Annotated in this window: 29 protein-coding genes; 18 read left to right on the top strand and 11 right to left on the bottom strand. The window is 55.8% G+C overall.

Going from position 1 to position 26,952, the window contains the following annotated elements; translation table 11 throughout:
- Positions 1-277: 277 nt before the first annotated feature.
- Positions 278-2,473, top strand: coding sequence for a hypothetical protein (locus LOY56_RS05720; RefSeq protein ID WP_258620442.1), 2,196 nt, complete (start codon positions 278-280; stop codon positions 2,471-2,473).
- Positions 2,474-2,794: 321 nt separating this feature from the next.
- Here LOY56_RS05720 and LOY56_RS05715 read toward each other — a convergent pair whose 3' ends face one another.
- On the bottom strand, positions 2,795-3,100 hold the full coding sequence (locus tag LOY56_RS05715; protein ID WP_309474882.1) for a DUF2288 domain-containing protein: 306 nt from the start codon (positions 3,098-3,100) through the stop codon (positions 2,795-2,797).
- Positions 3,101-3,451: 351 nt separating this feature from the next.
- Here LOY56_RS05715 and LOY56_RS05710 point away from each other — a divergent pair, with 351 nt between their 5' ends.
- The 5 genes from LOY56_RS05710 to LOY56_RS05690 all read left to right on the top strand — a co-directional run bounded on the left by LOY56_RS05710 (position 3,452) and on the right by LOY56_RS05690 (position 8,454).
- Positions 3,452-4,579 (top strand): branched-chain amino acid ABC transporter substrate-binding protein, encoded by a 1,128-nt coding sequence (locus LOY56_RS05710; RefSeq protein WP_258620440.1) that lies wholly within the window; start codon positions 3,452-3,454, stop codon positions 4,577-4,579.
- Between the two features lie 232 nt (positions 4,580-4,811).
- Positions 4,812-5,735, top strand: a complete 924-nt coding sequence (livH, locus tag LOY56_RS05705; RefSeq protein ID WP_217856670.1) for a high-affinity branched-chain amino acid ABC transporter permease LivH — start codon at positions 4,812-4,814, stop codon at positions 5,733-5,735.
- Positions 5,732-6,988, top strand: coding sequence for a high-affinity branched-chain amino acid ABC transporter permease LivM (locus LOY56_RS05700; RefSeq protein WP_258620439.1), 1,257 nt, complete (start codon positions 5,732-5,734; stop codon positions 6,986-6,988). The genes livH and LOY56_RS05700 overlap by 4 nt, the downstream gene beginning before the upstream one ends.
- A complete protein-coding gene (livG, locus tag LOY56_RS05695; protein ID WP_258620438.1) occupies positions 6,985-7,752 on the top strand; it encodes a high-affinity branched-chain amino acid ABC transporter ATP-binding protein LivG in 768 nt (255 codons plus the stop codon). Before LOY56_RS05700 ends, livG begins: the two co-directional genes overlap by 4 nt.
- Positions 7,753-8,454 (top strand): ABC transporter ATP-binding protein, encoded by a 702-nt coding sequence (locus LOY56_RS05690; RefSeq protein WP_007906649.1) that lies wholly within the window; start codon positions 7,753-7,755, stop codon positions 8,452-8,454. It begins immediately after the preceding gene.
- 49 nt (positions 8,455-8,503) lie between these two features.
- Here LOY56_RS05690 and LOY56_RS05685 read toward each other — a convergent pair whose 3' ends face one another.
- Positions 8,504-9,709 carry an ISL3 family transposase gene (locus LOY56_RS05685; protein ID WP_258614918.1) on the bottom strand — a complete coding sequence of 402 codons (1,206 nt, stop codon included), beginning with the start codon at positions 9,707-9,709 and terminating at the stop codon, positions 8,504-8,506.
- Positions 9,710-9,942: 233 nt separating this feature from the next.
- Between LOY56_RS05685 and LOY56_RS05680 the strand changes: the two genes are divergently transcribed.
- Both LOY56_RS05680 and LOY56_RS05675 read left to right on the top strand, forming a co-directional pair.
- Positions 9,943-10,347: an antitoxin Xre-like helix-turn-helix domain-containing protein gene (locus LOY56_RS05680; RefSeq protein WP_258620437.1), complete on the top strand. Its 405-nt coding sequence runs from the start codon at positions 9,943-9,945 to the stop codon at positions 10,345-10,347.
- The gene (locus LOY56_RS05675) at positions 10,341-11,033 is read left to right on the top strand and encodes an RES family NAD+ phosphorylase (protein WP_258620436.1); all 693 of its coding nucleotides are present in this window, start codon (positions 10,341-10,343) and stop codon (positions 11,031-11,033) included. Before LOY56_RS05680 ends, LOY56_RS05675 begins: the two co-directional genes overlap by 7 nt.
- A gap of 128 nt (positions 11,034-11,161) precedes the next feature.
- Here the strand turns inward: LOY56_RS05675 and LOY56_RS05670 are convergent, their stop codons facing one another.
- Positions 11,162-12,076, bottom strand: a complete 915-nt coding sequence (locus LOY56_RS05670; protein ID WP_258620434.1) for a LysR family transcriptional regulator — start codon at positions 12,074-12,076, stop codon at positions 11,162-11,164.
- Between the two features lie 106 nt (positions 12,077-12,182).
- Between LOY56_RS05670 and LOY56_RS05665 the strand changes: the two genes are divergently transcribed.
- From LOY56_RS05665 to LOY56_RS05655, 3 genes are all read left to right on the top strand, one after another.
- Entirely contained in the window at positions 12,183-12,800 is a 618-nt protein-coding gene (locus tag LOY56_RS05665; protein WP_258620433.1) for a short chain dehydrogenase, read from the top strand.
- Positions 12,801-12,876: 76 nt separating this feature from the next.
- A complete protein-coding gene (locus tag LOY56_RS05660) occupies positions 12,877-13,542 on the top strand; it encodes a COG3650 family protein (RefSeq protein ID WP_258620432.1) in 666 nt (221 codons plus the stop codon).
- A 95-nt stretch (positions 13,543-13,637) separates the two neighbouring features.
- The gene (locus LOY56_RS05655) at positions 13,638-15,251 is read left to right on the top strand and encodes an NAD(P)/FAD-dependent oxidoreductase (RefSeq protein ID WP_258620431.1); all 1,614 of its coding nucleotides are present in this window, start codon (positions 13,638-13,640) and stop codon (positions 15,249-15,251) included.
- Between the two features lie 122 nt (positions 15,252-15,373).
- Here the strand turns inward: LOY56_RS05655 and LOY56_RS05650 are convergent, their stop codons facing one another.
- Positions 15,374-16,471 (bottom strand): PLP-dependent cysteine synthase family protein, encoded by a 1,098-nt coding sequence (locus tag LOY56_RS05650; protein WP_258622570.1) that lies wholly within the window; start codon positions 16,469-16,471, stop codon positions 15,374-15,376.
- A gap of 248 nt (positions 16,472-16,719) precedes the next feature.
- Between LOY56_RS05650 and nhaA the strand changes: the two genes are divergently transcribed.
- The 5 genes from nhaA to LOY56_RS05625 all read left to right on the top strand — a co-directional run bounded on the left by nhaA (position 16,720) and on the right by LOY56_RS05625 (position 20,654).
- Positions 16,720-17,931: a Na+/H+ antiporter NhaA gene (nhaA, locus tag LOY56_RS05645; protein ID WP_258620430.1), complete on the top strand. Its 1,212-nt coding sequence runs from the start codon at positions 16,720-16,722 to the stop codon at positions 17,929-17,931.
- A gap of 101 nt (positions 17,932-18,032) precedes the next feature.
- The gene (locus LOY56_RS05640) at positions 18,033-19,217 is read left to right on the top strand and encodes a colicin E3/pyocin S6 family cytotoxin (protein WP_258620429.1); all 1,185 of its coding nucleotides are present in this window, start codon (positions 18,033-18,035) and stop codon (positions 19,215-19,217) included.
- Positions 19,214-19,438, top strand: coding sequence for a hypothetical protein (locus tag LOY56_RS05635; protein ID WP_095632402.1), 225 nt, complete (start codon positions 19,214-19,216; stop codon positions 19,436-19,438). Before LOY56_RS05640 ends, LOY56_RS05635 begins: the two co-directional genes overlap by 4 nt.
- Positions 19,439-20,078: 640 nt before the next feature.
- Complete coding sequence (locus LOY56_RS05630) at positions 20,079-20,333, top strand: hypothetical protein (RefSeq protein ID WP_258620428.1); 255 nt, start codon at positions 20,079-20,081, stop codon at positions 20,331-20,333.
- Between the two features lie 3 nt (positions 20,334-20,336).
- Positions 20,337-20,654 (top strand): hypothetical protein, encoded by a 318-nt coding sequence (locus tag LOY56_RS05625; RefSeq protein ID WP_258620427.1) that lies wholly within the window; start codon positions 20,337-20,339, stop codon positions 20,652-20,654.
- A gap of 56 nt (positions 20,655-20,710) precedes the next feature.
- Here the strand turns inward: LOY56_RS05625 and LOY56_RS05620 are convergent, their stop codons facing one another.
- Positions 20,711-20,926: a hypothetical protein gene (locus tag LOY56_RS05620; protein WP_258620426.1), complete on the bottom strand. Its 216-nt coding sequence runs from the start codon at positions 20,924-20,926 to the stop codon at positions 20,711-20,713.
- 513 nt (positions 20,927-21,439) lie between these two features.
- On the opposite strand from LOY56_RS05620, the gene LOY56_RS05615 reads away from it, so the two are divergent.
- Entirely contained in the window at positions 21,440-21,823 is a 384-nt protein-coding gene (locus tag LOY56_RS05615; protein WP_258620425.1) for a Rap1a/Tai family immunity protein, read from the top strand.
- 348 nt (positions 21,824-22,171) lie between these two features.
- On the opposite strand, the gene LOY56_RS05610 is transcribed toward LOY56_RS05615, so the two are convergent.
- The 5 genes from LOY56_RS05610 to LOY56_RS05590 all read right to left on the bottom strand — a co-directional run bounded on the left by LOY56_RS05610 (position 22,172) and on the right by LOY56_RS05590 (position 24,654).
- On the bottom strand, positions 22,172-22,390 hold the full coding sequence (locus LOY56_RS05610; protein WP_258620424.1) for a hypothetical protein: 219 nt from the start codon (positions 22,388-22,390) through the stop codon (positions 22,172-22,174).
- Between the two features lie 730 nt (positions 22,391-23,120).
- A complete protein-coding gene (locus tag LOY56_RS05605; RefSeq protein ID WP_258620423.1) occupies positions 23,121-23,834 on the bottom strand; it encodes a recombinase family protein in 714 nt (237 codons plus the stop codon).
- A 67-nt stretch (positions 23,835-23,901) separates the two neighbouring features.
- Positions 23,902-24,117, bottom strand: coding sequence for a hypothetical protein (locus LOY56_RS05600; RefSeq protein ID WP_258620422.1), 216 nt, complete (start codon positions 24,115-24,117; stop codon positions 23,902-23,904).
- A 54-nt stretch (positions 24,118-24,171) separates the two neighbouring features.
- Positions 24,172-24,294, bottom strand: a complete 123-nt coding sequence (locus LOY56_RS05595) for a hypothetical protein (protein ID WP_258620420.1) — start codon at positions 24,292-24,294, stop codon at positions 24,172-24,174.
- A 111-nt stretch (positions 24,295-24,405) separates the two neighbouring features.
- Positions 24,406-24,654 carry a helix-turn-helix transcriptional regulator gene (locus LOY56_RS05590; RefSeq protein ID WP_258620419.1) on the bottom strand — a complete coding sequence of 83 codons (249 nt, stop codon included), beginning with the start codon at positions 24,652-24,654 and terminating at the stop codon, positions 24,406-24,408.
- 499 nt (positions 24,655-25,153) lie between these two features.
- On the opposite strand from LOY56_RS05590, the gene LOY56_RS05585 reads away from it, so the two are divergent.
- Complete coding sequence (locus tag LOY56_RS05585; protein WP_258620417.1) at positions 25,154-25,573, top strand: hypothetical protein; 420 nt, start codon at positions 25,154-25,156, stop codon at positions 25,571-25,573.
- 501 nt (positions 25,574-26,074) lie between these two features.
- On the opposite strand, the gene LOY56_RS05580 is transcribed toward LOY56_RS05585, so the two are convergent.
- A complete protein-coding gene (locus tag LOY56_RS05580; protein WP_258620415.1) occupies positions 26,075-26,884 on the bottom strand; it encodes a hypothetical protein in 810 nt (269 codons plus the stop codon).
- Positions 26,885-26,952: the final 68 nt, after the last annotated feature.

The raw sequence follows: 26,952 nt of genomic DNA, 5'->3' as shown, positions 1-26,952 counted from the left end.
GGCCCGTCATAGCTGTCTGTAATTTTTCGTAAGGCTGATACCGTCCATGGCAGTCAATGCGGCGCCCCCCGCAGCCATCATTTAGCCTTCTTTCGATTAAAGATCATCGAATATTGGCCGATTCATCATCAAGGAACGGATTCCCCCGAGCGACGCTCAGGCCAAGGCCCTGACGCTTGGGCCATATTCGCGCTGCAAGAATGACGCGAGATCCCATTCCGTGATGACTCGATGACACCTTGTCGACGAGCCGACCAGTCCAGGCATATGGCGCACAATGACTTCTAAAAATAATCCGGCCCCCACGGTATCCGACCTGACCCTGAGCCCCGCGGCGAACAGCCCCTCATCGTCGAAGCCATTGACCCCACCGCGTCCGCTGGCGACCCAGCAATACCTGTACTTCACCGAAACCAATACCGACCGCATCCTCGATAACCTCGACGGCCTGCGCGACCTGGTGTTCCCGCGCCCGCCCCATTTGGAAGGCGACAGCGAACAACACAGCGATCAGGAATTCCCGTCGGTGTGCCTGATCGGCCTGGGCCGCTGCGGTTCGAACATCGCGCTGGACGTGGCGGAGCTGGTGTACAACGCCCGCAAGTTCTACCTCAACGAATTCAACAATGAAGACCGTCTGTCGCCGGACAAACGCTACGCCGAAAAGGGCTACAGCCCGGCGCAGTGGATTCGTAACAACCTGCGCCTGGGATCGAACAAGGCCAGCAAACCGGTGTTCCTGGTCGAGCCGCTGGTGATGCTCGGCGACCTGGACAAAGACATTGCCGGTCGCATCCGTTTCTCGCGCAAGGGCGAAAAAAGCGGCTTTTTGCGCGACTACAGCAAAATGAAAATCATGGACTTGTCGGAAGTCCACGCCGGTGGCGCCGGTAACGCGCCGATCCTCGGCCAATACTTGGCCAAGATCATCCTGAACAAGGATACCCAGCGGTTTTCCAGCCCTGACTGGAAGATGATTCACTCTTACCTGATCGACAGCTGCGGGATCAAGGCCAACCAGTCGCGCCTGTATTTCTCGATCTTCAGTGCCGGCGGCGGTACCGGTTCGGGCATGGCCTCGGAATTCGGCTTGGCTCAGCAGCACTCGTACATGAACAAGACGTTCGACACCAAGCCGATGGACGAGCACGACAGCAAGAGCGGTCATTCCTTCGTCTTCGAGCCGATCTTCACCAGCGGCATTTGCGTACTGCCGAACATTTCCGATCACCGCAGCGAAATGTCCGAGGCGCTGCACATCAACGCCGGCCGCCTGCTGTGCAAATACCTGTCGGAAGAGTGGGACTTCTCCTACAACTTCGCCAATGAAGACAGCAGCGAAGCCAGCGTCATGGGCCGTATCCGCCCATGGAACGCGATGATGCTGATCTCCAACGACATCATGCGTTACGCCGAAGAAAGCGATGACGGCAACATCCAGAACATTGATGTCAATGCCATGGAAAAGCACGCCAACCAGTACATCTCACAGCAGATCTTCAACATTCTGACAGCGCAGGCGGTCACCACCGACTACGACCAGAACTATTTCCGTCGCGCCGGCATCGACATCGGCGAAACCATTCGCCTGGACGCCAACGACCTGTTCATGAGCCTGGCCGGCCCGGTGGCGATTGCCTACGCCGAGTCCGTGGTGCCGGAAACCCCGCCGCCGAGCAGCGACAAGTTCAAGGTGTTCGAGAAAGAGCCGCAGCGCCTGAACATCGATGACCTGTTCTTCCGCTCCATCGACCTGCCGCACTTCAACAAGGTCACCCAGGCAATCGAAGGCATCAGCCTGTTGCCGATCGAGTCCAAGCGCTATCGCGCCTCGCTTGAGCAGTACAAGAATTCGGGCTATGACGCGGCCGCGTTGCACGACCTGCACTTCTTCAAGAATTGCTCGTCGGTGGTATCGATTGTGTCCTTGCCCAAGGACTACAAGCTGTCCTACATGGACCTGAACCGGTTGAAGACCCACCTCAACAGCCTCTTCCCCAACACCACGCTCAAGCGTTATGCGCTGGTGATCGGCGCCTCGGCCAACCTATCGCTGACCACCCTCATCGCCAAGAGCCCGTGCCTGTCGGACGACTTTCTGACCCTGATCGTGGCCTTCATCAAGCGCTGCTTTGCGAAAAACCCGTACCGCTTCGACGAGACGCTCGACAACTCGATCCTGGACTTCATCATCAATGAAGAATTCGATGAAGACCGGATCGACGAACTGCTCAACGAATTCGAAAACCCGGCGAAGATCCTCGACACCAACTGGTACGCGATCAAACCGATGTACGAGAAGAAGTACCGTGAGCTGATCAACGACAAGGACAAGTTTGTCTCGATCAACGACATCCGCCTCTCTCGGGATTGCGTGAAGAAGGCGATCAAGTATCTGCGCGAGATTTACCGTCACCGGATTGGCAAAACCAAGGTTATTTCGCTTAACAATCACACCGGCAAGACGGCTTGAGCTAAGCCCGAAAAGATCGTCCGAACGCGGCCCGAACCTTCGGCAGCGCCTACAAAAGCGCGCTGCGATGTCATGCGAACCGCAGCCCGTAGGAGCTAGCGAAGGTTCGGGCCGCGTTCGGACGATCTTTTGATCTGATCTTTTTTCAAATATCCAGAAACAATTAAGCAGCCAAGCGGCTGCTCAATAAACTGTTCCCGTTACGTTAACGTCACCGTTATGCCGGCCTTTCTGTGGCCTTTCTCTACGGCAACAGGCCATCACGCTACTCGGCTACACACTTTTACCCGAATAAAACGAGCACCAAATCGGTGCAAGCATTCAAGCCTGCGCCCTTTCCTGGATCAGAATCCACGGCGAAACCACCACAGCCCACAGCTCGGGATCGCGCTCAAAAAGATCCAGCGCCCGCGTTTCAGACAGCTTGGCGACCTTGTCCGCAGCCAACCAGGCAGCGACTTTCTCGCCTTGATCGGTTGCCACCGCTTCTGCCGCAGCGATCAAATCCAGACCCGGATCGACCCACAATAGGGCACCCTTGGCGAAGAACGGCTCCAACTCTTTCCAAGTAATAGATGCGGTCTCACCAAGCAGTTTGGCATAGAGGGTGCTAGCGTCTTGAGTCATGGGTCCTGTCCGCAAAAAGAAATCGACGTGAATGATAACGTCGGTATTGCGCCAGAAAAACCCGGATGCAATTGCGTTACCGATTGAAAAACGTAGGAAAGCCAAGGAATGCTGCTGAATCAAGTATTAGCCAGCTAACATCCCGCCGCGATTCTGTCTTTTTCTTTCAATAAAGCGACACCCTCAGGTTTTGCCCCCTGGCGCCAGCTTCCCAGGCTAACAATTGGCGCTCTACACTGTACCGGTACAGTTGCCGGGGGCATTTTCCGGAGGATATCAACGATATCTGACCCGGTTCTGCTGCTACGGCTACCAGGACTATAAAAATTACAACAGTAAGAGTGGAGCACTATGACTAAGGCTACTAAGCAGATTTCAAAACTGTTTGCCGCTATGGTTCTGGCCGGGGTTGCCAGCCATTCGTTCGCCGCTGACACCATCAAGATCGGTATCGCCGGCCCTAAAACCGGCCCTGTAGCCCAATACGGCGACATGCAGTTCAGTGGCTCCAAAATGGCCATCGAACAAATCAACGCCAAGGGCGGCGTCGACGGCAAGAAACTCGAAGCCGTTGAATACGACGATGCCTGCGATCCAAAACAAGCGGTTGCTGTTGCGAACAAAGTCGTCAACGACGGCGTCAAGTTCGTGGTCGGTCACCTGTGCTCCAGCTCCACTCAACCGGCGTCCGACATCTACGAAGATGAAGGCGTGATCATGATCACCCCGGCTGCCACCAGCCCGGACATCACCTCCCGTGGTTATAAAATGGTGTTCCGCACCATCGGTCTGGACAGCGCCCAGGGCCCTGCCGCCGGTAACTACATCGCCGATCACGTAAAACCAAAAATCGTTGCCGTGCTGCACGACAAACAGCAATACGGTGAAGGCATCGCCAGCGCCGTGAAGAAAACCCTCGAAGGCAAAGGCGTCAAGGTTGCCGTGTTCGAAGGTATCAACGCCGGCGACAAAGACTTCTCCTCGATGATCGCCAAGCTCAAGCAAGCCAACGTCGACTTCGTCTACTACGGCGGTTACCACCCGGAGCTGGGTCTGATCCTGCGCCAAGCTCAGGAAAAAGGCCTGAAAGCCAAGTTCATGGGTCCGGAAGGCGTGGGTAACGACTCCATTTCGCAGATCGCCAAGGAATCTTCCGAAGGCCTGCTGGTCACCCTGCCGAAATCCTTCGACCAGGACCCGGCCAACGTCGCCCTGGCTGATGCGTTCAAAGCCAAGAAAGAAGACCCGAGCGGTCCGTTCGTGTTCCCGGCCTACTCGGCTGTGCAAGTCATCGCCGAAGGCATCAAGGCCGCGAAGAGCGAAGACACCGCCAAAGTGGCTGAAGCCATCCACGCAGGCACTTTCAAAACCCCGACCGGCGACCTGAGCTTCGACGCCAAGGGCGACCTGAAAGACTTCAAATTCGTGGTTTACCAGTGGCACTTCGGCAAACCTAAAACTGAAGTTTCGCCTCAGTAAGGCCTGGCCTGACTGACTGCCAATAAAGCCCACGGCGTGCCGTGGGCTTTATTTTACGAACGTATTGGGCCGCGCTGGCGTGATCCGCCAGTCTCCCCACCTGAAAATCTCAAAACCGTCATCAGCGGTTCGCTGGCAAACCTCGAATCCGAAGTGGATGCAGATCCATGGGGCTCGAGCGGGAAAATGACTCCACCAGTGAAATGCGTATCAGGTTTTTAGGAGCGCTGTAATGCCTGACATCTATCACTTTTTCCAACAGCTGGTTAATGGTCTGACCATTGGCAGCACGTATGCCCTGATCGCCATCGGCTATACGATGGTTTACGGCATCATTGGAATGATCAACTTCGCCCATGGCGAGGTGTACATGATCGGCTCTTACGTGGCGTTCATCGCCATCGCCGGGCTGGCCATGCTGGGACTCGACAGTGTCCCGCTCTTGATGACCGCGGCTTTCATCGCGACCATCGTCGTTACCAGTGCCTACGGTTACAGCATCGAACGGATCGCCTACCGCCCCCTGCGCGGCAGCAATCGTCTGATCCCGCTGATATCCGCCATCGGCATGTCGATCTTCCTGCAGAACACGGTTCTGCTGGCGCAAGACTCCAAGGACAAATCCATCTCCAACCTGATCCCTGGCAACTTTGCCATCGGGCCAGGTGGCGCACATGAAGTGCTGATTTCCTACATGCAAATCGTGGTGTTCGTGGTGACCCTGGTCGCCATGCTCGGCCTGACGCTGTTCATCTCCCGTTCTCGTCTGGGTCGCGCCTGCCGCGCCTGTGCCGAAGACATCAAGATGGCCAACCTCTTGGGTATCAATACCAACAACATCATCGCCCTGACCTTCGTCATCGGTGCGGCACTGGCGGCCATCGCGGCCGTGCTGCTGAGCATGCAATACGGCGTGATCAACCCTAACGCCGGTTTCCTGGTCGGCCTCAAGGCCTTCACCGCCGCCGTATTGGGCGGTATCGGCAGCATCCCCGGCGCGATGCTCGGCGGGCTGGTGCTGGGGGTGGCGGAAGCCTTTGGTGCCGATATCTTCGGCGACCAGTACAAGGACGTCGTGGCGTTCGGTCTATTGGTTCTGGTGTTGTTGTTCCGGCCAACCGGCCTGTTGGGCCGTCCGGAGGTTGAAAAAGTATGACTAGGAATCTTAAACAGGCGTTGTTCAGCGCCTTGCTGGTGTGGGCTGTTGCCTACCCGGTACTGGGTCTGAAACTGACCATTGTCGGCATCAACCTCGAAGTCCATGGCACCAGCACTGCAACGCTGATCACCATCGCCGTGTGCTCGGTGCTGATGTTCCTGCGGGTGCTGTTCGACCAGCAAATCAGCTCGGCCTGGAAAGCCTCGCCCAACCTGCCGGTGATGCCGGCCAAGGCCAGTACCTTCCTGAACCTGCCGACCACCCAGCGCTGGATCATCATCGCGTTGATCATCGGTTCGCTGGTCTGGCCGTTCTTCGGCTCCCGCGGGGCGGTGGACATCGCCACCCTGGTGCTGATCTACGTGATGCTCGGTCTGGGCCTGAACATCGTGGTCGGCCTGGCCGGCCTGCTCGACCTCGGTTACGTCGGCTTCTACGCCGTGGGCGCCTACAGCTACGCGCTGCTGTCGCACTACTATGGCCTGAGCTTCTGGATCTGCCTGCCGATCGCCGGGATGATGGCGGCCACGTTTGGCTTCCTGCTCGGTTTCCCGGTACTGCGTTTGCGCGGCGACTACCTGGCCATCGTGACCCTGGGCTTCGGTGAAATCATCCGTCTGTTCCTCCGTAACCTGACCGACCTCACCGGCGGCCCGAACGGCATCAGCAACATTCCCAAGCCAACGCTTTTCGGACTGACCTTCGATAGAACTGCCGCAGACGGACTGCAGACCTTCCACGAGTACTTCGGCCTGACCTACAACCCGGTAAACAAGGTGATCTTCCTTTACCTGATCGCGGTGTTGTTGTCGCTGTTCGCCCTGTTCGTCATCAACCGTCTGCTGCGCATGCCCCTGGGCCGTGCGTGGGAAGCGCTGCGTGAAGACGAAATTGCCTGCCGTGCGCTGGGTCTCAATCCTACGGTCATCAAGCTGTCGGCCTTCACCCTCGGTGCTGCGTTCGCCGGTTTCGCCGGTAGCTTCTTCGCCGCGCGCCAAGGCCTGGTGACACCGGAGTCCTTCACCTTCATCGAATCGGCGACCATCCTCGCCATCGTGGTGCTGGGCGGCATGGGCTCGCAACTGGGCGTTGTGCTCGCCGCTACGGTGATGATCCTGTTACCGGAAATGATGCGTGAGTTCAGTGAATACCGCATGTTGATGTTCGGCGCCTTGATGGTGCTGATGATGATCTGGCGTCCTCAAGGTCTGCTGCCAATGCAACGCCCTCACATGGAGCTGCGCAAATGAGCCGCGAGATCCTGAAAGTAACGGACCTGAGCATGCGCTTCGGCGGCCTGTTGGCGGTCAACAGCGTGGCCCTGACCGTCAAAGAGAAACAAGTGGTATCGATGATCGGCCCCAACGGTGCCGGCAAGACCACTGTGTTCAACTGCCTGACCGGTTTCTACCAGCCAACCGCCGGCAGCATCGTGCTGAACGGCGAGCCGATCCAGGGCCTGCCGGGCCACAAGATTGCTCTCAAAGGCGTGGTGCGGACGTTCCAGAACGTGCGCCTGTTCAAGGAAATGACAGCGGTCGAGAACCTCTTGATCGCGCAACACCGTCACCTGAACACCAATTTCCTGGCCGGCCTGTTCAAGACCCCCGCGTTCCGCAGAAGCGAACGCGAGGCCATGGAATACGCCGAGTACTGGCTGGAAAAGGTCAACCTCAAGGAGTTCGCCAACCGTCCGGCCGGCACCCTGGCCTACGGTCAGCAACGTCGTCTGGAAATCGCTCGCTGCATGATGACCCGTCCGCGGATCCTTATGCTCGACGAACCGGCCGCCGGCCTCAACCCGCGGGAAACCGAAGACCTCAAGGCACTGATCGGCACCTTGCGCGAAGAGCATGATGTGACCGTGCTGCTGATCGAACACGACATGAAACTGGTCATGAGCATCTCCGACCACATCTTCGTGATCAATCAGGGCACACCGCTGGCCAACGGCACGCCGGAGCAGATCCGCGACAATCCTGAAGTGATCAAAGCCTATCTGGGGGAAGCGTAAATGCTGCAGTTCGAAAACGTTTCCACCTTCTACGGCAAGATCCAGGCGCTGCACAGCGTCAACGTCGAAGTCCGCCAGGGCGAGATCGTGACCCTGATCGGCGCCAACGGTGCCGGCAAGTCGACCCTGCTGATGACCCTCTGCGGTTCGCCGCAAGCCCACAGCGGCAGCATCCGCTACATGGGCGAAGAGCTCGTCGGCCAGGACTCGTCGCACATCATGCGTAAAAGCATCGCGGTAGTGCCGGAAGGTCGTCGGGTGTTTGCCCGTCTGACCGTGGAAGAGAACCTCGCCATGGGCGGATTCTTCACCGACAAGGGCGATTATCAGGAACAGATGGACAAGGTCCTCGGACTTTTCCCACGCCTGAAAGAACGCTTCGCCCAACGCGGCGGCACCATGTCAGGCGGCGAACAGCAAATGCTCGCCATCGGCCGTGCGCTGATGAGCAAGCCCAAGCTGTTGCTGCTCGACGAGCCATCGCTGGGCCTGGCACCGATCATCATCCAGCAGATCTTCGACATCATCGAACAACTGCGCAAGGATGGCGTGACGGTGTTTCTGGTTGAGCAGAACGCCAACCAGGCACTGAAAATTGCCGACCGTGCCTACGTGCTGGAAAACGGCCGGGTGGTGATGACTGGGACAGGTGAAGCGCTGTTGACCGACCCGAAAGTGCGTGAAGCGTACCTCGGTGGTTGAGCGATTGCGGTAAACAAAAAACGGCCTTCGGGCCGTTTTTTATGGTTCTTCACGGATTACCGGGAAAGACGCTCTTGATCTTCATGAAAAAGAATTCGCTGTCCCGGTAACCGTACGCCATCCGCTTAATGACCTTTATTCGATTGTTTATGCCTTCCAGCTGACCCGTGTGCATCGGCCAGCGAACCCGGCTGACGATGCCCCGCCAGTAACCCTTTAGTCGCTTTGCAAACTGGATCAGAGCCGGTATTTCACTTTCTTGAGCATGGCGCAGCCATTGCTTCCAGGCTGATCGCCAGCCCCAAGCGGTGCTCGGCGTCCAAAGCGTTTTGAGTTCAGCCTTCATCAAGTAGACCGTCATCAACGCTTGGTTGGCCGCCAGCAGATCCTCCAAACGGACCTGTTGCTCCGGCGTTTTCAGGTTCTGCGGATTACGCAGAAGCAGCCATCGCGCTTGCTTGATGACCTTGCGCGCAGGCTTGTCGTGACGTAGCCGATTAGCTTCGTCGACGCGGACTCGATCAATGACCTCTCGGCCATATTTGGCCACCACATGAAAGAGGTCGTAGATCACTCGCGCGTTCGGACATTGCTGGCGAACCTCCAGGTCAAACGCGGTGTTCATGTCCATCGCCACCGCTTCTATGCGAGCGCAACCCTGCGGTCCGAGCTCTTCGAAAAATGGCCTGACCGCCGCTCGGCTGCGGCCTTCGCCGATCCACAGCACTCGTCGTGTATCCGCATCCAGCACAACGCTGGCGTAGCGATGACCTTTGAACAGGGCGAATTCGTCCATCACCAGGCGCCGTGGCTGCGCCTTCGGCAAAACACTCAGCGCCGCTTGCAAGGCCCGACGCTCCAGCAACCGCACGGTGTCCCAATGCAGCCCAAACATCTGAGCCACGTGCAGCGTGGGCAGACGCTCGCAGGCTTGAATGACGGCCTCAGACAGGCGGCGCGTCATGCGGGCATAGCGATCCAGCCAACTGACGGCTTCCATGCGTTTGCCGCAATCACGGCAGCCAACACGTCTGAGCAACACGCTGAGACGCACCGCACGGCCGAGGATGGGCAAATCACGAACGGTTCGCTCGCAATACTCATGAGTGGTTGAACAGGGCTTTTGGCACCCGCCACAAGATGGGAACCGGGTGGCGTGAGGGGTTAGATCGATTTGTAGGGTATCGCCATCAGGCTTGATGGTGACAACAGAAAAGCCCTCCCAAAAAGGAAGGAAAGTATTAATATCGCGCATAAGAACGCCGGTTTGTTAGATGTGTTTGCTCGCACGAACATCATCAATCAAATCGGCGTTCTTGTTTCTGTGTTTCCCGGGATTCCGTGAAGAACCTTTTTTATGCCTGGCACAAACTTCACAACAACAAAGATCCCCCGTAGGAGCTGTGTATTTTTCCAGCATAAACGAGCTTGCCCCCTAGATACATTACTCATATATTTGTATCTACAGACCAATCTCAAGTGATCATCATGACAGCTCTCCCCCTGGCACAAGCATTCACCAAAGACCAGTGCGTGACTGGCCTGCGAGCCGCTGTAGGCATACTCGAAAAGTGGCAGGCGTCGGGCGATCAGGCCTGTCGGATCCTGCGTATTTCCCGCAGTACGTACTCCCGGGCAAAGCAGCGCGATCCCGATTGGTCCGTCAGTCTGGATTCAGACCAGATGCAGCGCATCAGTTTTATTCTCAACATCCACGCCACGCTGCGCCTTGTCTTTGATAACCCTGAAAACGTCTATGGTTTTCCGGCGATGGCGAACGAAAACGAGTTCTTCAACGGGCGTACCCCGCTCGAAATCATGTCTCAGGGGGATATGATTTCCCTGTACGAGACGTTTCGGCGAATCGACGTGCTGCGAGGCGCACAATGGTGATGGTGAGCCAGTTGGCGGCATTGCCCGGTGAGCAATTGCAGGCCTATCGATTGGTCAATTCAAAGTTCCCCCCCATTGCGTTGTTTGACGACGTGGCGGACGCGGACGAATTTGATGTGTTGTATCAGATACAAGCCCTCACCAATCCGAGACTGCAAAATGAGCTAGGTCGGCTTGAGCTGATACTGCGTGCGCAGATTCCCTTTGGCATCCCTGGATGCTCTTACGCAACAGCGCCTTTCACCCACATCAACCCAGCGGGTTCGCGTTTCAGCGATGGCAGTTTCGGCGTGTTGTATTTGGCGGCCTCGATGGAAACCGCGCTGGCTGAAGTGCAGCATCACCAGAATCAGTATTGGTCGAAAGTTCAGGGCCTCAATTACGAGAGGTTCGTTTTCCGGGGTTTATCCTGCACGTTCGTTGACGAAGCCATGAGGGATGCCGTCTCCATTCCGATGAACGATCCGATCTACGATCCCGTCGATTACACGCACTCCCATCGCTTGGGAAAGGCAATCAAGGAGGCTGGATGGCGGGGTCTGCGGTACAACTCCGTGCGTATGCCTGGCAACTACTGCTGGGCGCTGATGACTCCGAAACCCGTCTGCTCAGTCATTCAAGCAGCCCACTACGAGATGATCTGGAATGGCCAGATCACCAGCGTCAATAAAGTCAGCGTAGCCTGACCGACTTACGGGTGCGGTAGATCCCAGTTGGTAATACGCCCCTCGTAGGAGCTGCCGATCGTCATGAGTCGATCCAATTGTATCCATCGCCGTTACCGCTACGGCCGATCCAATTACACAAGTTCCAGTCACCGCCGAAGCCGATCCAACGCCTCGCCGCTGCGCTTGAACCAACCGATCAAATAATCCGCCAGCACGTGGGTGCGTTTCGGCAAACCGCCCTGATACGGGTGCACCAGGTACATCGGCATACTGCGAGTCTGATAATCGCGCAGGAGCCAGCGCAAACGCCCGTCAGCCAATTCCTCTTGCAGCAGGTACGACGGCAAACGCGCAATGCCCGCATCCGCCAGCGCGGCCTTCTTCAAGAGGTTGTAGTGGTTGCTGGCAAACGGTCCCGACACTCGCACCCGCAGCAACTCGTGCTGTTGGTGATAAAGCCATTCTTCGCGACCGCTGTAATGGCTGTTGAGCAGGCAGCGATGTTCCGCCAGGGCCTGAGGCGTCAGCGGTTCACCGAATCGCTCAAGGTACGCGGGGCTGGCGCAGGTCATCTCGTGCCAGGCCAGTAGCGGTCGGGCGACCAAGCGTTCATCGTTGGCCACTTCCGAACGGATCGCCAGGTCGAACCCGTCCCGGGACAGGTCGCGGTAGTTATTGTTGAGCTCCAGCTCGATCTGCACCTCGGGATACTGCCGGGAAAACTCCAGCAGTGCTCCGTCGAAGAACGTTTCCCCCAGTGAGACCGGAACCGTCATCCGCACCGGGCCGGCCATGTCATCTTTCAACCGCGCCAAAGCCTGACGCGCACGCTCCACCTGCACCACCAGCGCCTGAGCTTGCGGCAACAGCGCCGCGCCCGCCGCCGTCAGGCTCAAGCGGCGTGTGGTGCGTTGCAGCAACACCACGCAAAACCGTGTTTCCAGCAGGCTGATGCGCTTGGAGAGTTGTCCCTTGCTGCAACCCAGCTGTTGAGCGGCCAGGGTGAAACTGCCCGCCTCGATCAACACCGCGAATGCCGCCAGGTCATCCATTTCGCTCATGGGATTGTTTCCATTTGAAAACCAAAGGTTGCCTATTAGCCCGCTTATCAATGGAAAAAACCACTCTAAACTTAAATTTAAATCCAACCCATTCAGGTACAGAACGATGAAAATTCTTTTGATTGGCGCCTCTGGCACCGTCGGTTCGGCCATTGATCATGAACTGTCCCAACGCCACGAAATCATCCGTATCGGCCGTAAAAGCGGTGAGTTTCAGGTCGACATCAGTGACAGCGCCTCGATCCGCAAATTGTTCCAACAAACCGGCAACTTCGATGCGCTGATCTGCGCCGCCGGCAGCGTCAACTTCGTGCCGCTGGCCACCATGACCGAACAAGACTTCGAGCTCGGCTTGCGGGACAAGCTGATGGGCCAGGTCAACCTGCTGCTGATCGGCCGGGAATTCGCCAATGACGGTGCATCATTCACCTTCACCACCGGCATCCTCAGCCACGATCCGATTCGTACCGGCAGCTCGGCCTCGCTGGTCAATGGCGCTCTGGACAGCTTCGTCCGTGCAGCGGCGATCGAACTGCCGCGCGGTTTGCGCATCAACTCGGTCAGCCCGAACGTGCTGGTCGAAGCCATGGGCAGCTACGCCCCGTACTTCCGCGGTTTCAAACCGGTTCCCGCCGCCGAAGTAGCGCTGGCCTACGCCAAAAGCGTGGAAGGCTTACAGACCGGCCAGACTTACCGCGTCGGCGAAACCAAACGCGACCCGTAGAAAAGCGAGGACATTGCAGGGTTGTGATGAGCGGTCAGGCTAAGTAACGTGGCGGCACTTGTCAGGAGACTCAAAGATGCGTGTTGCCCGTTCCTTAGTGCTTGTTGCCCTGCTTCCGCTGTTCGCTGCCTGCCAGTTGCTTGATGGCCCGCGCGAAAGTGCTTCCCATGTGGGCCAGACCCGCATGCAGGGCCAGTTGACGGCGGTCGACGGCAAGTTGCTGTTCCAGCCATGCAATGAGCAGCGCAGTTATGTGGTCAACGACACCGGCGGCACCAGTGTCCTGCAAGAGGCCGCAACCCTGGCCGATGATCAGGGCAAGTTGTTTGCTGACGTGCGAGGCCGGATCGTTGCCAATGGTGCCGATAGCCGGCTCGATCTGGAACAGCTCTACCGCGTCGAGCGCTCAGGTACGGCGTGCGACGATCCCAATTTCAAACTGCTGATCCTGCGCGCCGCCGGCCATGGCCCTGAATGGAACGTCAAAGTCAGCGGCAAAGGCATGGTCATCGACCGCGCCGGTCAGCCCCCCCTGGCCCTGCCGTATGTTGAAGAGCAGCTGGGCGATGGCCGCTTCAACCTCAGCACCGAAGCCAATAATCAGCGCATCGAGCTCTGGGTCGCGCCGCAACGTTGCGTCGACAGCAGCACCGGCAGCGTGCAGCACATGAGCGCCGAGCTGCGCATCGATGGCCAGGTGCAACGCGGCTGTGGGTATTTCGGCGGATCGCGTAACGACTGATCGTTTTTGCCTCACGGGAATCATCCTTTGAGGCTTATAATCGCCGGCTTCAAACGCCTTGGCGCAGTTGTGCGCCCCGCGAACCGGATCCCGTCATGTTACGAATCACTGAACTCAAGCTGCCGATCGACCATCCCGAAGAAGACCTGCGCCCTGCCATCGTGCAGCGCCTGGGCATCGCCAGTGATGACCTGCTCGATTTCACCTTGTTCAAGCGCAGCTACGATGCGCGCAAAAAGTCCTCCGAACTGTGCTTCATCTACACCATCGACCTCAATGTTCGCGATGAGGCGTCGGTGCTGCACACATTCGCCGATGACCGTAACGTCAACGTGGCGCCGGATGTCAGCTACAAAGTGGTCGGCCAGGCGCCAGCCGATCTTGAGCAACGTCCTGTCGTGGTGGGTTTCGGCCCGTGCGGAATCTTCGCCGGGCTGCTGCTGGCGCAAATGGGCTTCAAGCCGATCATTCTCGAACGTGGCACTGAAGTGCGTCAGCGCACCAAAGACACTTGGGGCCTGTGGCGCAAAAGCGTGCTCAACCCCGAGTCCAACGTGCAATTCGGTGAAGGCGGCGCGGGTACGTTCTCCGACGGCAAGCTCTACAGCCAGATCAAGGACCCGAAATTCATCGGTCGCAAAGTCTTGCACGAGTTCGTCAAGGCCGGCGCGCCGGAAGAAATCCTCTACGTCAGCAAACCGCACATCGGTACGTTCCGTCTGACCGGTGTAGTGGAAAACATGCGTGAGCAGATTCGCGCCATGGGCGGCGAAGTGCGCTTCCAGCAGCGCGTCACCGATGTGTTGATCGAGGACGGCCAATTGGTCGGCGTCGAGCTCAATGGCGGTGAGCAGATTCATTCGAAACACGTGATTCTGGCTCTCGGCCACAGTGCCCGAGACACCTTCCGCATGCTTCACGGCCGTGGCGTATACATGGAAGCCAAGCCGTTCTCGGTGGGTTTCCGTATCGAGCACCCACAATCGCTGATCGACCGCGCGCGCCTGGGCAAATACGCCGGGCACCCGAAACTCGGTGCCGCCGACTACAAACTGGTGCACCACGCCAAGAACGGTCGTTCGGTCTACAGCTTCTGCATGTGCCCGGGCGGCACCGTGGTGGCGGCGACTTCCGAGCCGAACCGCGTGGTCACCAACGGCATGAGCCAGTACTCGCGTAACGAACGCAACGCCAACTCCGGGATCGTCGTCGGGATTACTCCGGAAGTCGATTACCCGGGCGGCCCGCTGGCCGGCATCGAGTTGCAGGAACGCCTGGAATCCCACGCCTTTGTGCTGGGCGGCAGCAATTACGAAGCGCCAGCACAATTGGTTGGCGACTTCATCGCAGGCAAGCCATCCACTGAATTGGGCAGTGTTGAGCCGTCCTACAAGCCGGGCGTTGCCTTGGGCGATTTGGCCCTGGCTTTGCCGGCGTTCGCCATCGAAGCGATTCGCGAAGCCTTGCCGGCGTTCGAGAAGCAGATTCGTGGCTACTCGTTGCATGACGCGGTGTTGACCGGGATCGAGACGCGCACGTCATCGCCACTGCGGATTACCCGTAACGAGTCGATGCAGAGCCTGAACGTGAAGGGCTTGTTCCCCGCCGGTGAAGGCGCGGGTTATGCGGGCGGGATTCTGTCGGCGGGCGTTGACGGGATTCGGATTGCTGAAGCGGTGGCCCGAGACATTCTTGGCCTCGAGGCCTGAAACCGAGATGATCATTCCCACGCGCAGCAAAGGAATGCAGCCAGGGACGCTCCGCGTCCCAAAAGCGGACGCAGAGCGTCCGGTGAGGCATTCCCACGCAGAGTGTAGGAACGATCATCACGTCAGATATTGGCGCGCAACACGCTGGCCGGCAGCGGCTCGCCGCGCTCGACACTCGCCGCCACGGCATCCAGCAAACCACTCAACTCATACCCCTGGACCTTGAGCCAGGCCTGATCGTAATAGGTGGTGGCATAGCGCTCGCCGCCATCGCACAGAATCGCCACGATCGACCCCGATTCCCCCGCCGCCACCATCTGCTGGGCGGCCATCAAAGCGCCGATCAGGTTGGTCCCGCTCGATCCGCCGACCCGTCGCCCCAAACGCTGCGCCAGGTAATGCATGGCCGCCAGCGACAACGCATCCGGCACTTTGACCATCGCATCGATCACCTTGGGCAGGAACGACGCTTCCACCCGTGGCCGACCAATGCCTTCAATCCGTGACCCGCAATCCAGACGCAGGCTGGCATCACCGGTCTGGTAATAATCGAAGAACACCGAACGCTCGGCATCAGCGCACAGCACGCGGGTGCAATGCTGGCGATAGCGCACGTAACGGCCCAGCGTCGCGGTAGTGCCGCCGGTGCCGGAGCTGGAAATCAGCCAGCTCGGCTCCGGGTGCTGCTCGAAGCGCATCTGCTGGAAGATCGATTCGGCGATGTTGTTGTTCGCCCGCCAGTCGGTGGCGCGCTCGGCGTAAGTGAACTGATCGATGAAGTGCCCGTCGTGTTCGCGAGCCAGGCGTTCGGACTCGGCGTATATCTGCGTCGGATCGTCCACCAGATGGCTCTTGCCACCGTAGAAAGCGATCTGCGCGATCTTTTCCTTGGACGTGGTCGCGGGCATCACCGCAATGAACGGCAATCCCAGCAACCGGGCGAAGTACGCCTCGGAAATCGCCGTCGAGCCGCTGGAGGCTTCGATCACCGGCGCACCGGGTTTGAGCCAGCCGTTACACAGGGCGTAGAGGAACAACGAGCGCGCCAGCCGATGTTTCAGGCTACCGGTGGGATGGCTCGACTCATCCTTGAAGTACAACTCGATGCCCGGCAACCCCGGCAGCGGCAAGGGGATCAGGTGGGTATCGGCGCTGCGCTGGAAGTCGGCTTCGATGATCCGGATGGCTTCGCGGGCCCACTGTCGGTTGTCGCTCATGATGGTTTTCTCGTTGAATCAGGCAAAGAGTCGGCCTTGTCGCAAGGCTCAGCCCACAAGCTTAGGAAAGAACCTACATCATGCACAGATACAGCTGAGGTCCAATACGTCCGGCAACTGCTAGGCTCAGGCCTTTGCTGACCGTCCGCGTTGTAACGGCATATAACAAAAAAGAATATAACTTTTGTTTTAACAACTAACGGTACGGGTTAGGGTGTGCCACCTTTTGAATTCATCGATGGAGAGCGACCTTGCCTCTGCGTAGCACGTTCACGCGTTTCTTTCAGTTGGAAGCTGCCAGCGGTCTGTTATTGATCGCCGCGGCTGCCCTCGCCCTGATCATCAACAACTCATCGCTGTCGTGGCTCTATAGCGGGCTGCTGGACACCCCGGTGGTGGCTCAGATCGGCGCGCTGAAAATCGCCAAGCCGCTGCTGCTGTGGATCAACGATGGCCTGATGGCCCTGTTCTTCCTGCTGATCGGGCTGGAAGTGAAGCGCGAAGTCCTCGACGGCCAACTGTCGAAACCGTCGCAGATCGTCCTGCCCGGCGCGGCGGCGATTGGCGGCATGGTGGTGCCGGCGCTGATCTACTGGTTCCTCAATCGAGATAACCCGCCAGCCTTGAGTGGCTGGGCCATCCCGACCGCCACCGACATCGCCTTCGCCCTCGGCGTACTGGCCCTGTTGGGTAAACGCGTGCCGGTGTCGCTGAAACTGTTCCTCATGACTCTCGCGATCATCGACGACCTGGGCGCGATCATCATCATCATCGCGATCTTCTATTCCGGCGCACTGTCGACCTTGTCCCTGGCGTTGGCTGCGGCCTGCATCGCGGCCTTGATCGGGATGAATCGACTCGGCGTGGTGAAGCTCGGGCCATACATGATCATCGGGCTGATCCTCTGGGTCTGCGTACTCAAGAGCGGTGTGCACGCCACGCTGGCCGGCGTGACGCTGGCCTTCTGCATTCCACTGCGCACGAAAAACGCTGAGCCTTCGCCGCTGCTGACCCTGGAACATGCCCTGCACCCGTGGGTGGCCTACGGCATCCTGCCGCTGTTTGCCTTCGCCAACGCCGGCCTGTCACTGAGTGGCGTGACCGTCGAAAGCTTCACCCACGACGTGCCGATGGGCATCGCCGTCGGCCTGCTACTGGGCAAGACCGTCGGTGTCTTCGGCCTGACCTGGCTGGCGGTAAAAATCGGCATCGCTGCCCTGCCCCAAGGCGCCAACTGGGGTCAGGTGCTGGGCGTGGCGATCCTCTGCGGCATCGGTTTCACCATGAGCCTGTTCGTCGGCTCCCTGGCCTTCGTGCCCGGCAGCAGTGAATACGCCGGGATGGATCGAATGGGGATTCTGACCGGCTCGATACTGGCGGCATTGATCGGTTATGCGGTGACGGCGGCGGCGAGTCGCAAGAGCTCTGCACCTGTTTTCCTGAGCGAAAAAGAACACTCTTAACGACATTCAGGATTCGTCCTACAGCCACGATTAACCACGTTCGTTAACGTCGCGCAGCCCCTCTTTCCGGGGTTGCCGATGGACGAGCGAAAGGACAATCAGTGGCTGGCAACAAGGACATTCCCCGGGTTCAAAACCCACCGTCAGGCGACGGGCATCACATCACCCACCGCTACATGACGGCCACCGAACTGGCGGAGCGGGACGCCAGGCAAAACGCCTACGACGCCATGCTGGCGAGGCAGCAGGCCTTCGAAGACAGCCTTCAGGTCACGGCAAAAAAGGACGACGTTGTCCGCGCCGGATGCGTGTTCGCCAAGTCCTGCAAGCTGCCCGACGCCATCATCGACTACACGAATCCCTCCGGCGTTGTTCCGACTGACAGCCTGAAAGATTACGGCGAACTGGTTCTGCTTGGTGCTCGTGAGGCCGATGAAAGCGGTGTCGTGCCGCTCAAGAAAATCAGTAGCACTGCGATTCCAGCAGGTTTCGGCAGCTTTGCTTTGACCGGCTCAGCGTTCGCCGCACTGCCCGCAGTCGCCGCCAGCACCGCTGCGGCCACCTTGGCAGGCTTGGTGGCCCTGATCATACCGTCGAGCCTTGGCGACAGCTCGCTCTACACCGAAGATCAACTGCGCGCCCTTAAACAGGCCCGTACTCGCGTTCGCCTGCAAGTCGAACAACAGGCTGACGGCAGTCTCAAGGGATACGGGTTCTACACCGGCAAAAACCGTGACTGGGAGATGGTCGATGTCGCGCAATTCACCTTGCGTGGCAGTCAGCAAGTGGCTGAGCTTGGGGATGGTATCGAGCTGATCTGGACACCGGCCGAGGACGGTTCAAACATCCTTGGCATCCCAGCTTTGGAAGCCGCACCGCAAGCACCGCACATCTGGGTTTATCCGCCGACGAAGGCGGCTGACAGCATCATCGTGAACCCGGTGTATCCGCCTGAGTACAAGGATTTCATTCTTGTGTTTCCGGCGGATTCGGGGGTGTTGCCGGTTTATATTGTGGTGAGCAGGCCTCAGCTTAACTACCATCAAAAACCTGACTCTCTCCCAGCTTTTCCAGGCGCTAAATGGGCTACCCCAAAAACCCCAATCAAAGGTGGCGGAGGGTTGCGCCCACGCTGGAAGGATAGAAGCGGAACGATTTACGAGTGGGACTTCCAGCATGGAGCCGTTGAAAAGTACAACAAGCGTGGAAAACACTTGGGCGAGTTCAACCATGAAACTGGCACTCAGAACAAACCAGCAGATCCAACAAGGAAGGTAGAACCATGAAGCATTTAATTATGGGGGTTCCGAAAGGCGAGGATTTTCCTTCATTTGAGAAGCAGATCCCTATTTCCACCATCGAACTCAAACTGATTATGGGGTGGGAGAAAGACGAAGACTCATTACATGACTATCGCCTTACCGAACAACAAATCATCGGTATAGAAAAAGCATGCTCACTCGATCTGCCTAAAAATCTCGAATTATTTCTGACATCACACGACTAACGAGTTATCGAAAACGACTTGCATACGACGTCTGTCAGTACCCGCGCCATCTATAACAATCCCCAAAAACAAAAACCCCGACCAGTCAGCAAGAATCTGCATAATTATGATGAAAATGTAAATTTGACTCCGACCCACTAGACACCTCAGCAGCCCAACCCGAATCGACGTCTGGTGCTCGAATCTTGTGATGGGGTTCGCGCCCTTAAAAATCCAAATGACTGTTTTCAATCGTTGAAAATCGATGAAAAACGGTGCGCTCCAGATAGGTCGCGGCCTACACGCTCGTTCCACGTTTCACACACAATTTGCGCACAGGTTTATCCACAAGTAGTACGTTGCAACACCCTTTAAAACGCATTATCTTGTATCTCGGCGGCGAAAAAACCCTACATGTTGGGGTTTGCCGTTAGCTTCTGACCTCGAACGAGGTACTTAGAAAAGTCTGCGAGTAGTCGTGTTTTGGTCTGGACAACTTAGATCACAACCACCCGCACCAACTAAAGCTAAACAGTAGCGATTACGTTAGCCCTAGGGGGAGTGCATTGAGCCAAACATTGACGGGCTCGTCAACGGTTCTCTGCTGGCCGGTAATCCCTAGGTCTGACAAAACTATCCCTAGCTACAAAGGTGAATTGTCATGCCTAGCAATAAAAAGCAGTCCTCATCGAAATCGGCCAAACTGGCATCTGAAACCCTCCGCGATCCCCGCGCCTCCGCAATAGCCAAAAGCCTCGCAGCCTCAACGTTGGCTCAAGCCAACACCGGAAAGCAAACGAGTGCTGAGATGGAAGCGAAAGCAGGTCGGGTGCTTCAGAGTGAGAAGTACAGCGAAGAGACAAAAACTCTTGCTGGTTCGGTCGTCTCTCAAGCCAACAAAGCACGGGGGGAGTGAATCATGACTATTTATGCGATTCTCACCGTTGATTTGAACGGATATGTTCCGGAAGAAGCGAGAAAGACGTTCGAGCGAGTGCTTGCTGAGCGCCATTATGTCAAACGCAAGCTGACCACTGTCTGGATGGTTCAATTCACTCCGGGCACGACCGCAGCCAATGCGGAGAGGATCATGCGAGAGCATGTTGCGCTTGCTGCTAGTACCGCAGGGATTCGAAACTACGAGGCACTGGTGATGGTGGGTGAGCAGCCGCCCATTGAGTGGAAGAAAAGCGCGAAGAACCCACTGTTAGAGGGGCTGTTGGGGCTCCAGAAGTAAAAAGCAATAGGCCCCACCTCGGTGGGGTTTTTCACATCTGGCCATCTGGTTTTTTGCTACTGATAATTTTGACGCAGCTTCTCTATAGCAGTGGTGAACGCGTCTGCATTCAAATCTAACGTTCCCAACGCGGTGGTGATGTTGTAGTGCGTATCGACAGAGCCGCGAGCCTCAATCCACAGCGCCACTTCCTCAAGTCCGGCTGCGATAGCATGTTGGTTGAGAAGAAGTAGTTCCAATGCGTCGGCCATCGTTTCGTTGCTGTCGCTCATTGGGTCATCCTTGGTTGAGTTGAAAGAGGATCGTAGCTCGATCGAGATTGTTGGGCGAGTCTGTTCGTGCTCATGGAGAACCAACTACAATCTGCGGATTAACTCACGTCGAGCGCCAAGGAAGTCCGAATGAAACTGAGCCTTATTGTCTTGAGCTGTGCTGTCGCGGTGGTTCTTAGTGGCTGTGCATCGTCATCCAAAACCTACACCCCTGATGGGCGTGAGGGCTTCAGCATTGATTGCTCTGGGACTGCACTGAGCTGGGGAAAGTGCTACGAAAAGGCTGGGGATTTATGCGGGGCTCGCGGTTATGACTTGCTCGAAAAGGCGGGCGATCAAGGAAGTACAGTCACAGCAAATCAGTATGGGCTCTACGGTGGGTCAGTCATGAGCAGAAGCATGGTAATTGCGTGCAAGTAGCGCCTAAGATGCTGGCGGCCCATTTCCCCTGTTGACTGGCTTCATGCTCAAGAGCCCGATAACATTGGGCCATCACACCCCAAGAGAATCATCATGAAGGCATGGATAGCGGCAGGGATTGCGTTGGTTGGGGCACTGGTAAGTAGTGGTGCTATGGCTGATGGAAATGAACTCGCTGACCAGTGCCGGGTGTACACGGGTTTAATGAATGGCGAAAAACTACGTGATCCAATGAAAGACAATCCCTTGAAGGCTGGATTGTGCCTAGGTGAAGTTCAAGGAGCTGTAGAGCTAATGGGCTACCTAGGAAGTGGAGTGAGCAAGGATATGAAATGGTGCTCCCCTGAAACGGCAAGCAATGATGATGCTGTTAGAGCCACTATTGAGTATATGAGCAAGAATCCTGATGTCATGAGCAAGCGTAAGATCGATGTCATCTGGCTTGCAATGCGAGACAAATGGCCTTGTAACGAATAATAGTATTGAAACATGGCCCACTCTAATGGCGGGCTTTTCTATATCTGTGTATTTTTTGCACGATAACAAGCGTATGAGCGTGCTCAGTCGGCAATGACTCTACAGTAGTATGTCCATTTTTTCTGTGGCTTGCCATCCTGATCTATCACATCTTTCTTTCTGTTGAAGTTTTCAAGATTGTATCTGTGAGCCATGTCCATGCATTCTTCCTGAGTCGAGTATTTCACAGCAGCTTTATAATTCTCTGTGTGACAATTCGCGTCAAATGCCATGGAGCTACAAATTACAGATGCCAGTAAGAAACTCATTTACTCAACCCATTTTAGTGATGATGTGAAATCGTAGCAATTAAGCCTTAGCTTCTTTGCATGCGTATTTGTTCTTAGAGCCGGGTGCATCGAATGAGAGTGCGTAGGGATCAGTCTCAAGGTGCTTTTTGGCTTTCTCGCAATCTTCAAGCTTGAAGTAAGTGGTTGGCATTCGAGAAGGAGAAGAGCAGTGCATCTCTGTTTTGCCGTTGTAATCAATAGGGTTACACACAGTGAGCCATAGTGCAAAAATCGACATTTCATAACTCCATTTCAATAAGCGTTCTGGCTCAATTTCCCAGCCCCGCGATTTTCAGACTTCACACTTTGATGGTGCTTGCAGCACGCCAGCCAGAAAATAACGACTGAAGCCGTTAAGGTTGCCGGGCTTCTTTGTGTCTGGAATCTAGCTCCCGCTCTGAGCGGGAGCTAACATCCTACCAACGACTCACATAGGTGGTGCTTTGGCAGTTGGGGCAGATAAAGCTGTACACCGTATCGCCACCACCGCCGTAGTCCCTGTGAAACTCTTCCTTGATGTCTGGGGTTTCTAGGGCACGGACATCGGCGTGTCCTAACTCTTACAGCCAATGAGGCTTTACAGTCCATTTCCCAGCCGCCGGATTTTCAGACTTCACACTTTGATAATCGCTACGCTCAGCCAGCTAGAAAATAATCACTACGTTCATCCGGCAAGCCGGTAATGCTGAGTGCATTCCTACACGAAAACCCAATCGCCCAATTTTTTTTATGAGCACTTTTATGAAGAGGGGGTGGGGTCATTCTGGAAAACGGTCGGCGTATCCTATGTGCTTAGTGCTGTGCTCCTAGCTCAAATAGAAAGCTGAGCAATTTCATAATAACCTGTGGCCGCTGGAGGCTCTCACAGCCTCAGAACGAGACGTTGAGAGCGATCATCAGGCGACGTACTGCTGTTGGTGTGAACTCGCTGTCACGAGCGGTATGCAAGCTCCTGAACTGGCTCAGGCTCATACAAGAGACAGGTTCAATCGTTCCATCAGACGCTTCACTGTCATGGGTTGGAATGCGCTCCCGCGTTCGGTGGTTATACCTTTAGCGTTCAAGCATTTGGCGATGGCGGCGAATGTTGGTTGACCATCGTACAGGCAGGCTTTCAGTTCAGCTTCCAATGCCTTTGCACGGTTATTGGCGTTGACAGCCTTAGCCTGTACAGCAGCACCATTCCCCACAGCCCATGCAGCCCTACGGCCAGCATCCCGATTGGCAATCTTCTGGCGAGCCTCAGCACCCTCCTTGGTATCAAGAAGAGCCAGCACTTTCAATTCTGCTAATCCAGTCTTTGTACGTTGGCGAATCTTCATCAATTCTTCTTCGGCCAGCAGACTCTTGATGTTGCGCACCAGACCACTGCCATGTACGTCTTCAGCTTCGATGAACTTGAATTTCTTTTGCAAGGTGACGAAGTGAGCGTGGTCACGGCCAAGACGGTCGAGGCGGTGAACGATGACCGGGCAACCCATACCTTTCGCCATGGCTAAGGCAAGTCTGCACTGTGGACGCTCTAGGGGGTCGATGCTGCCTGAGACGCCTTGATCAGTGAACTCAGCAACAATCTCCCACCCGTTGGCCTCTGCTGCGATCTTGATAGCGGCGAACTGACCAGCTACGGAAAGTGACTGATCGTCTGTACTAACCCGTGCGTAAGCCACTACCTGTTTCATTGTTCGCCCCTGTCATTGTTGGTGATGGGGCTATCTTAACATATTGCAGACGGTCGACAACGATATGTTAAGAGCATTCTTGACGAAGAATCTTGATAGCACTGTCAATACCTTCTGCGTTTGTGTCTAGGGTTTGCAAGGCTGTCAGGACACTGGTGTGTATGTCCTTGCTACCACGCTCAAGAACCCATTTGGCGAGTTCTTCGATCCCGGCACGTAGCGCGATTTGGTTGAGTGCTATCAGCTCCAGTACGTCAGCAATGGTTTCGTTTTGGGTGGTCATGGGTGTTCATCTTTGATGGGTGTGAGGGAGTCTAGCGACACCCTCACGGTGATGCTATTTACCCTTTTTGGTTGGCTTCGGGATAGTTTCTACCGTTGTCGTCTTTGGGTTTTTCTTCGCTTTCTCAATAGGAATGAACTGACCATTCCCTGAGTCTCGACCACGTTTGTTAGCCATGTGCTGCTCCTTGATGGCTTATCGCCACGCTGGCGACACCATCAACGCTAGCTCAGGCCAGTATTTCCGCAAGGGTTCTAGCCCGGAACCGGGATGTGAACTATCGCCCTGTCAGTCCTCTGACAATGACTTCTCAAACTCTACTATCAGGTCTGTAAGGCCAATCCCCAGGACTTTGCACAAGTCGCGAAGCTGCACGATATCCAAGCGACGAGTTCCGCTTTCAACATCACTCATGAAGGACTGTGGGCGCTCCAGAGCCTTTGAACACTGGACTTGAGTTAGGCCAGCTGCTTTCCTGTGCTTCTTCAGCAGAGACAAAAGCACTGCATGTTCGGGCCTATAGATCGTCTTGGGCATGAGGGGTTGGCTACGGGTGGGCAGCCTCCCAACCTATATCCGGTTTTCAGATATCTGAATTTGGGATAAATTACCCAATCAGAAATCAGTCCAAGCTGCTGCCTGATCAACACCAAGCCGTTCATGCGGTATCAGCACCCGATATTCCAGAGAGCACCATCCACATCACGTTGTCTCTTCTGCAAACCACCAAGGGAACCTTCTTGTGTCCGCTAACGCATCTTTTCTTCTGTTAATTGCCCTTTGCTGTGCTGTTGTTGGCTACTTGTACAAGCTGGGTGAGCAGCCTCGCACTAAAGCCACGTGGTACGGTTGGGGAACACTTTTTTTGGTGCTGGGTGTAGCAGTAGAGATATTGGCTTTGCTGGAAGCATACGCAACGGAGGGGTGATCCTTCCGAATAGCATGTGCTTACCGTTCCGCTTGCTGTTCGCACCGGAACCCCGGAAATGCTGGCTAGAGATGACAACACCATTAACCGAAGCATAGGATGCGTAATATGCAGTCAATAAAAGCATTAATTTTCTCTACAGTAGTTATCTTTGGAGTTGCTGGAGCTTCAGTTGCTCAGGCTCAGACTACTGTTGGCTACTACCGAACGTGTGCAAATTACAATCCAGACTACCAAGAGGTGTATGACAACTCACAAGCTCTTCCATTTGCTGAGCGTCGCAGTGATGATTTAACTAAGTATCTTCGAGACAGCGGATGTCGAAAACAGGTTATTAGAGCTGTAGACATCATCAGGGATCAGAACAAGAAGTGTATAATTCCTCGCCATCCTGATTATGATACCTATCAACGTACCCTGATTGACTATCTAAAAAGGAATGAATTCCAGATCAATGACGCACTAATGAATACTTCGATTGAAATGGTCGCTCCGGAAATCATGAAGCATGTACTAAATTGCTCATAAGCTCCGTTGAATTGTTCACACCAAAAGCGGCCGCGATCATGAGCTAGCACAGAGAATGGCTACGCCATAGGTTTAGCACGATACAGCGACAAGCTGTAATCCTGGCTCGTCCTTTCATGGATTCCCTACTGAAATTTTAAAACAGGAATTAATGAACGTTAGTGAATCCTGTATTTGGAATGGTTATCTTCAGACTTCGTCTGTCCTGTGCTAATCGTGAACGTGCGTTCACAATAGTGGTTAGCACCGAAGGCTAGCCTTTGAGTATCACTCTTTTTTTTGGGCCATTCATTTCATTCATTAATATGGCCCTTACTATTTTATTGGGATCAACTTCCTACTGTGCGTAACATATGGCTTCCAGCCATGCTGAGGTTTGAATCAAGAAGTTCCTTCTTCGGTGCTCAGGCTGAAAGCTCACGCTTTGCCCGGCATACTGTCTCGCCTGTCCGGCTCTATAGTATGGTGGTCGCGGGCCGGACAAATGAAACTAATTCTCATCTATATGAATCTGCCCTCAACCTCTTTCAGCCAGCCTTGAGATGCAACGAAGTCTAGGAACGGGTCAGTGCGTGACGGCTCCGGGTAATACTTCAGTGTGTCTGTATCAGGCTCGCCATCACCACCGGACCTATTTGCACGTGACTGGGGGATAGGTGCGTCAAGTGTCCCCTCAAGCGCGTCGGTGATAGCCACGGAGCGCTCCAACAACACATCTAATGGTTCCTTGCCATAGTCTTTGACTGCCAGTTTCAGCAGGTGGCGCTTCGCCGCATACAGTTGCTTGCGTTGGGCTTGGTCGGCCTCCTCACTGTCTTCTCTCCAGCGTGTGGCATGGTGCTCCATGAACTCGTTTACGTAACCTTCAATACGGCTCATCAGGTCGGCAGCAGAAGCTTCCAGAAACTCTCTACCCGCAGTCGGTGCGTCCTCATCGACCCAATCCATCGTGAACAGGGCGTTGCAATCTTCCAGTGCTGCACGGAGTCTCACCTTCTCTCGGACGCGCTTGATGACGTTGCTGTCGTAGTTGCTGACATACTGGCCTGTGGTGGTGTCCCAAGTACTGCCATACTCCTGGTGCAAGATGTCGCGTAGTTCGTAGTCACGAATGCCATGCGGTCTTACAGCCAGCGTGAACACGCGCTCCACTGCCTTGGCAAATGGTGTATCGATCCGCTTAACCTTGGTGACTCCCTTGGTCAGCGCCTTGACTTTACGTTCTGGCAGTCCGGTAGCCTTCATGATGTTGGCGTAGGACATTCCTTCTTGGCGTAGCTCGACAGCTTGTTGTTCGATTGCGTTACTCATTGTTCACTCTCCTGTTCAAGTTCATTTCATAGGCGTTACCTCGGTATTGCCGATTTATTTATCTCAAT

The organism is Pseudomonas sp. B21-048 (genome assembly GCF_024748615.1).
Lineage (GTDB): Bacteria > Pseudomonadota > Gammaproteobacteria > Pseudomonadales > Pseudomonadaceae > Aquipseudomonas.
Note: the sequence above shows the minus strand (reverse complement) of the source record. Positions and strands in the feature narration are given on the sequence as shown.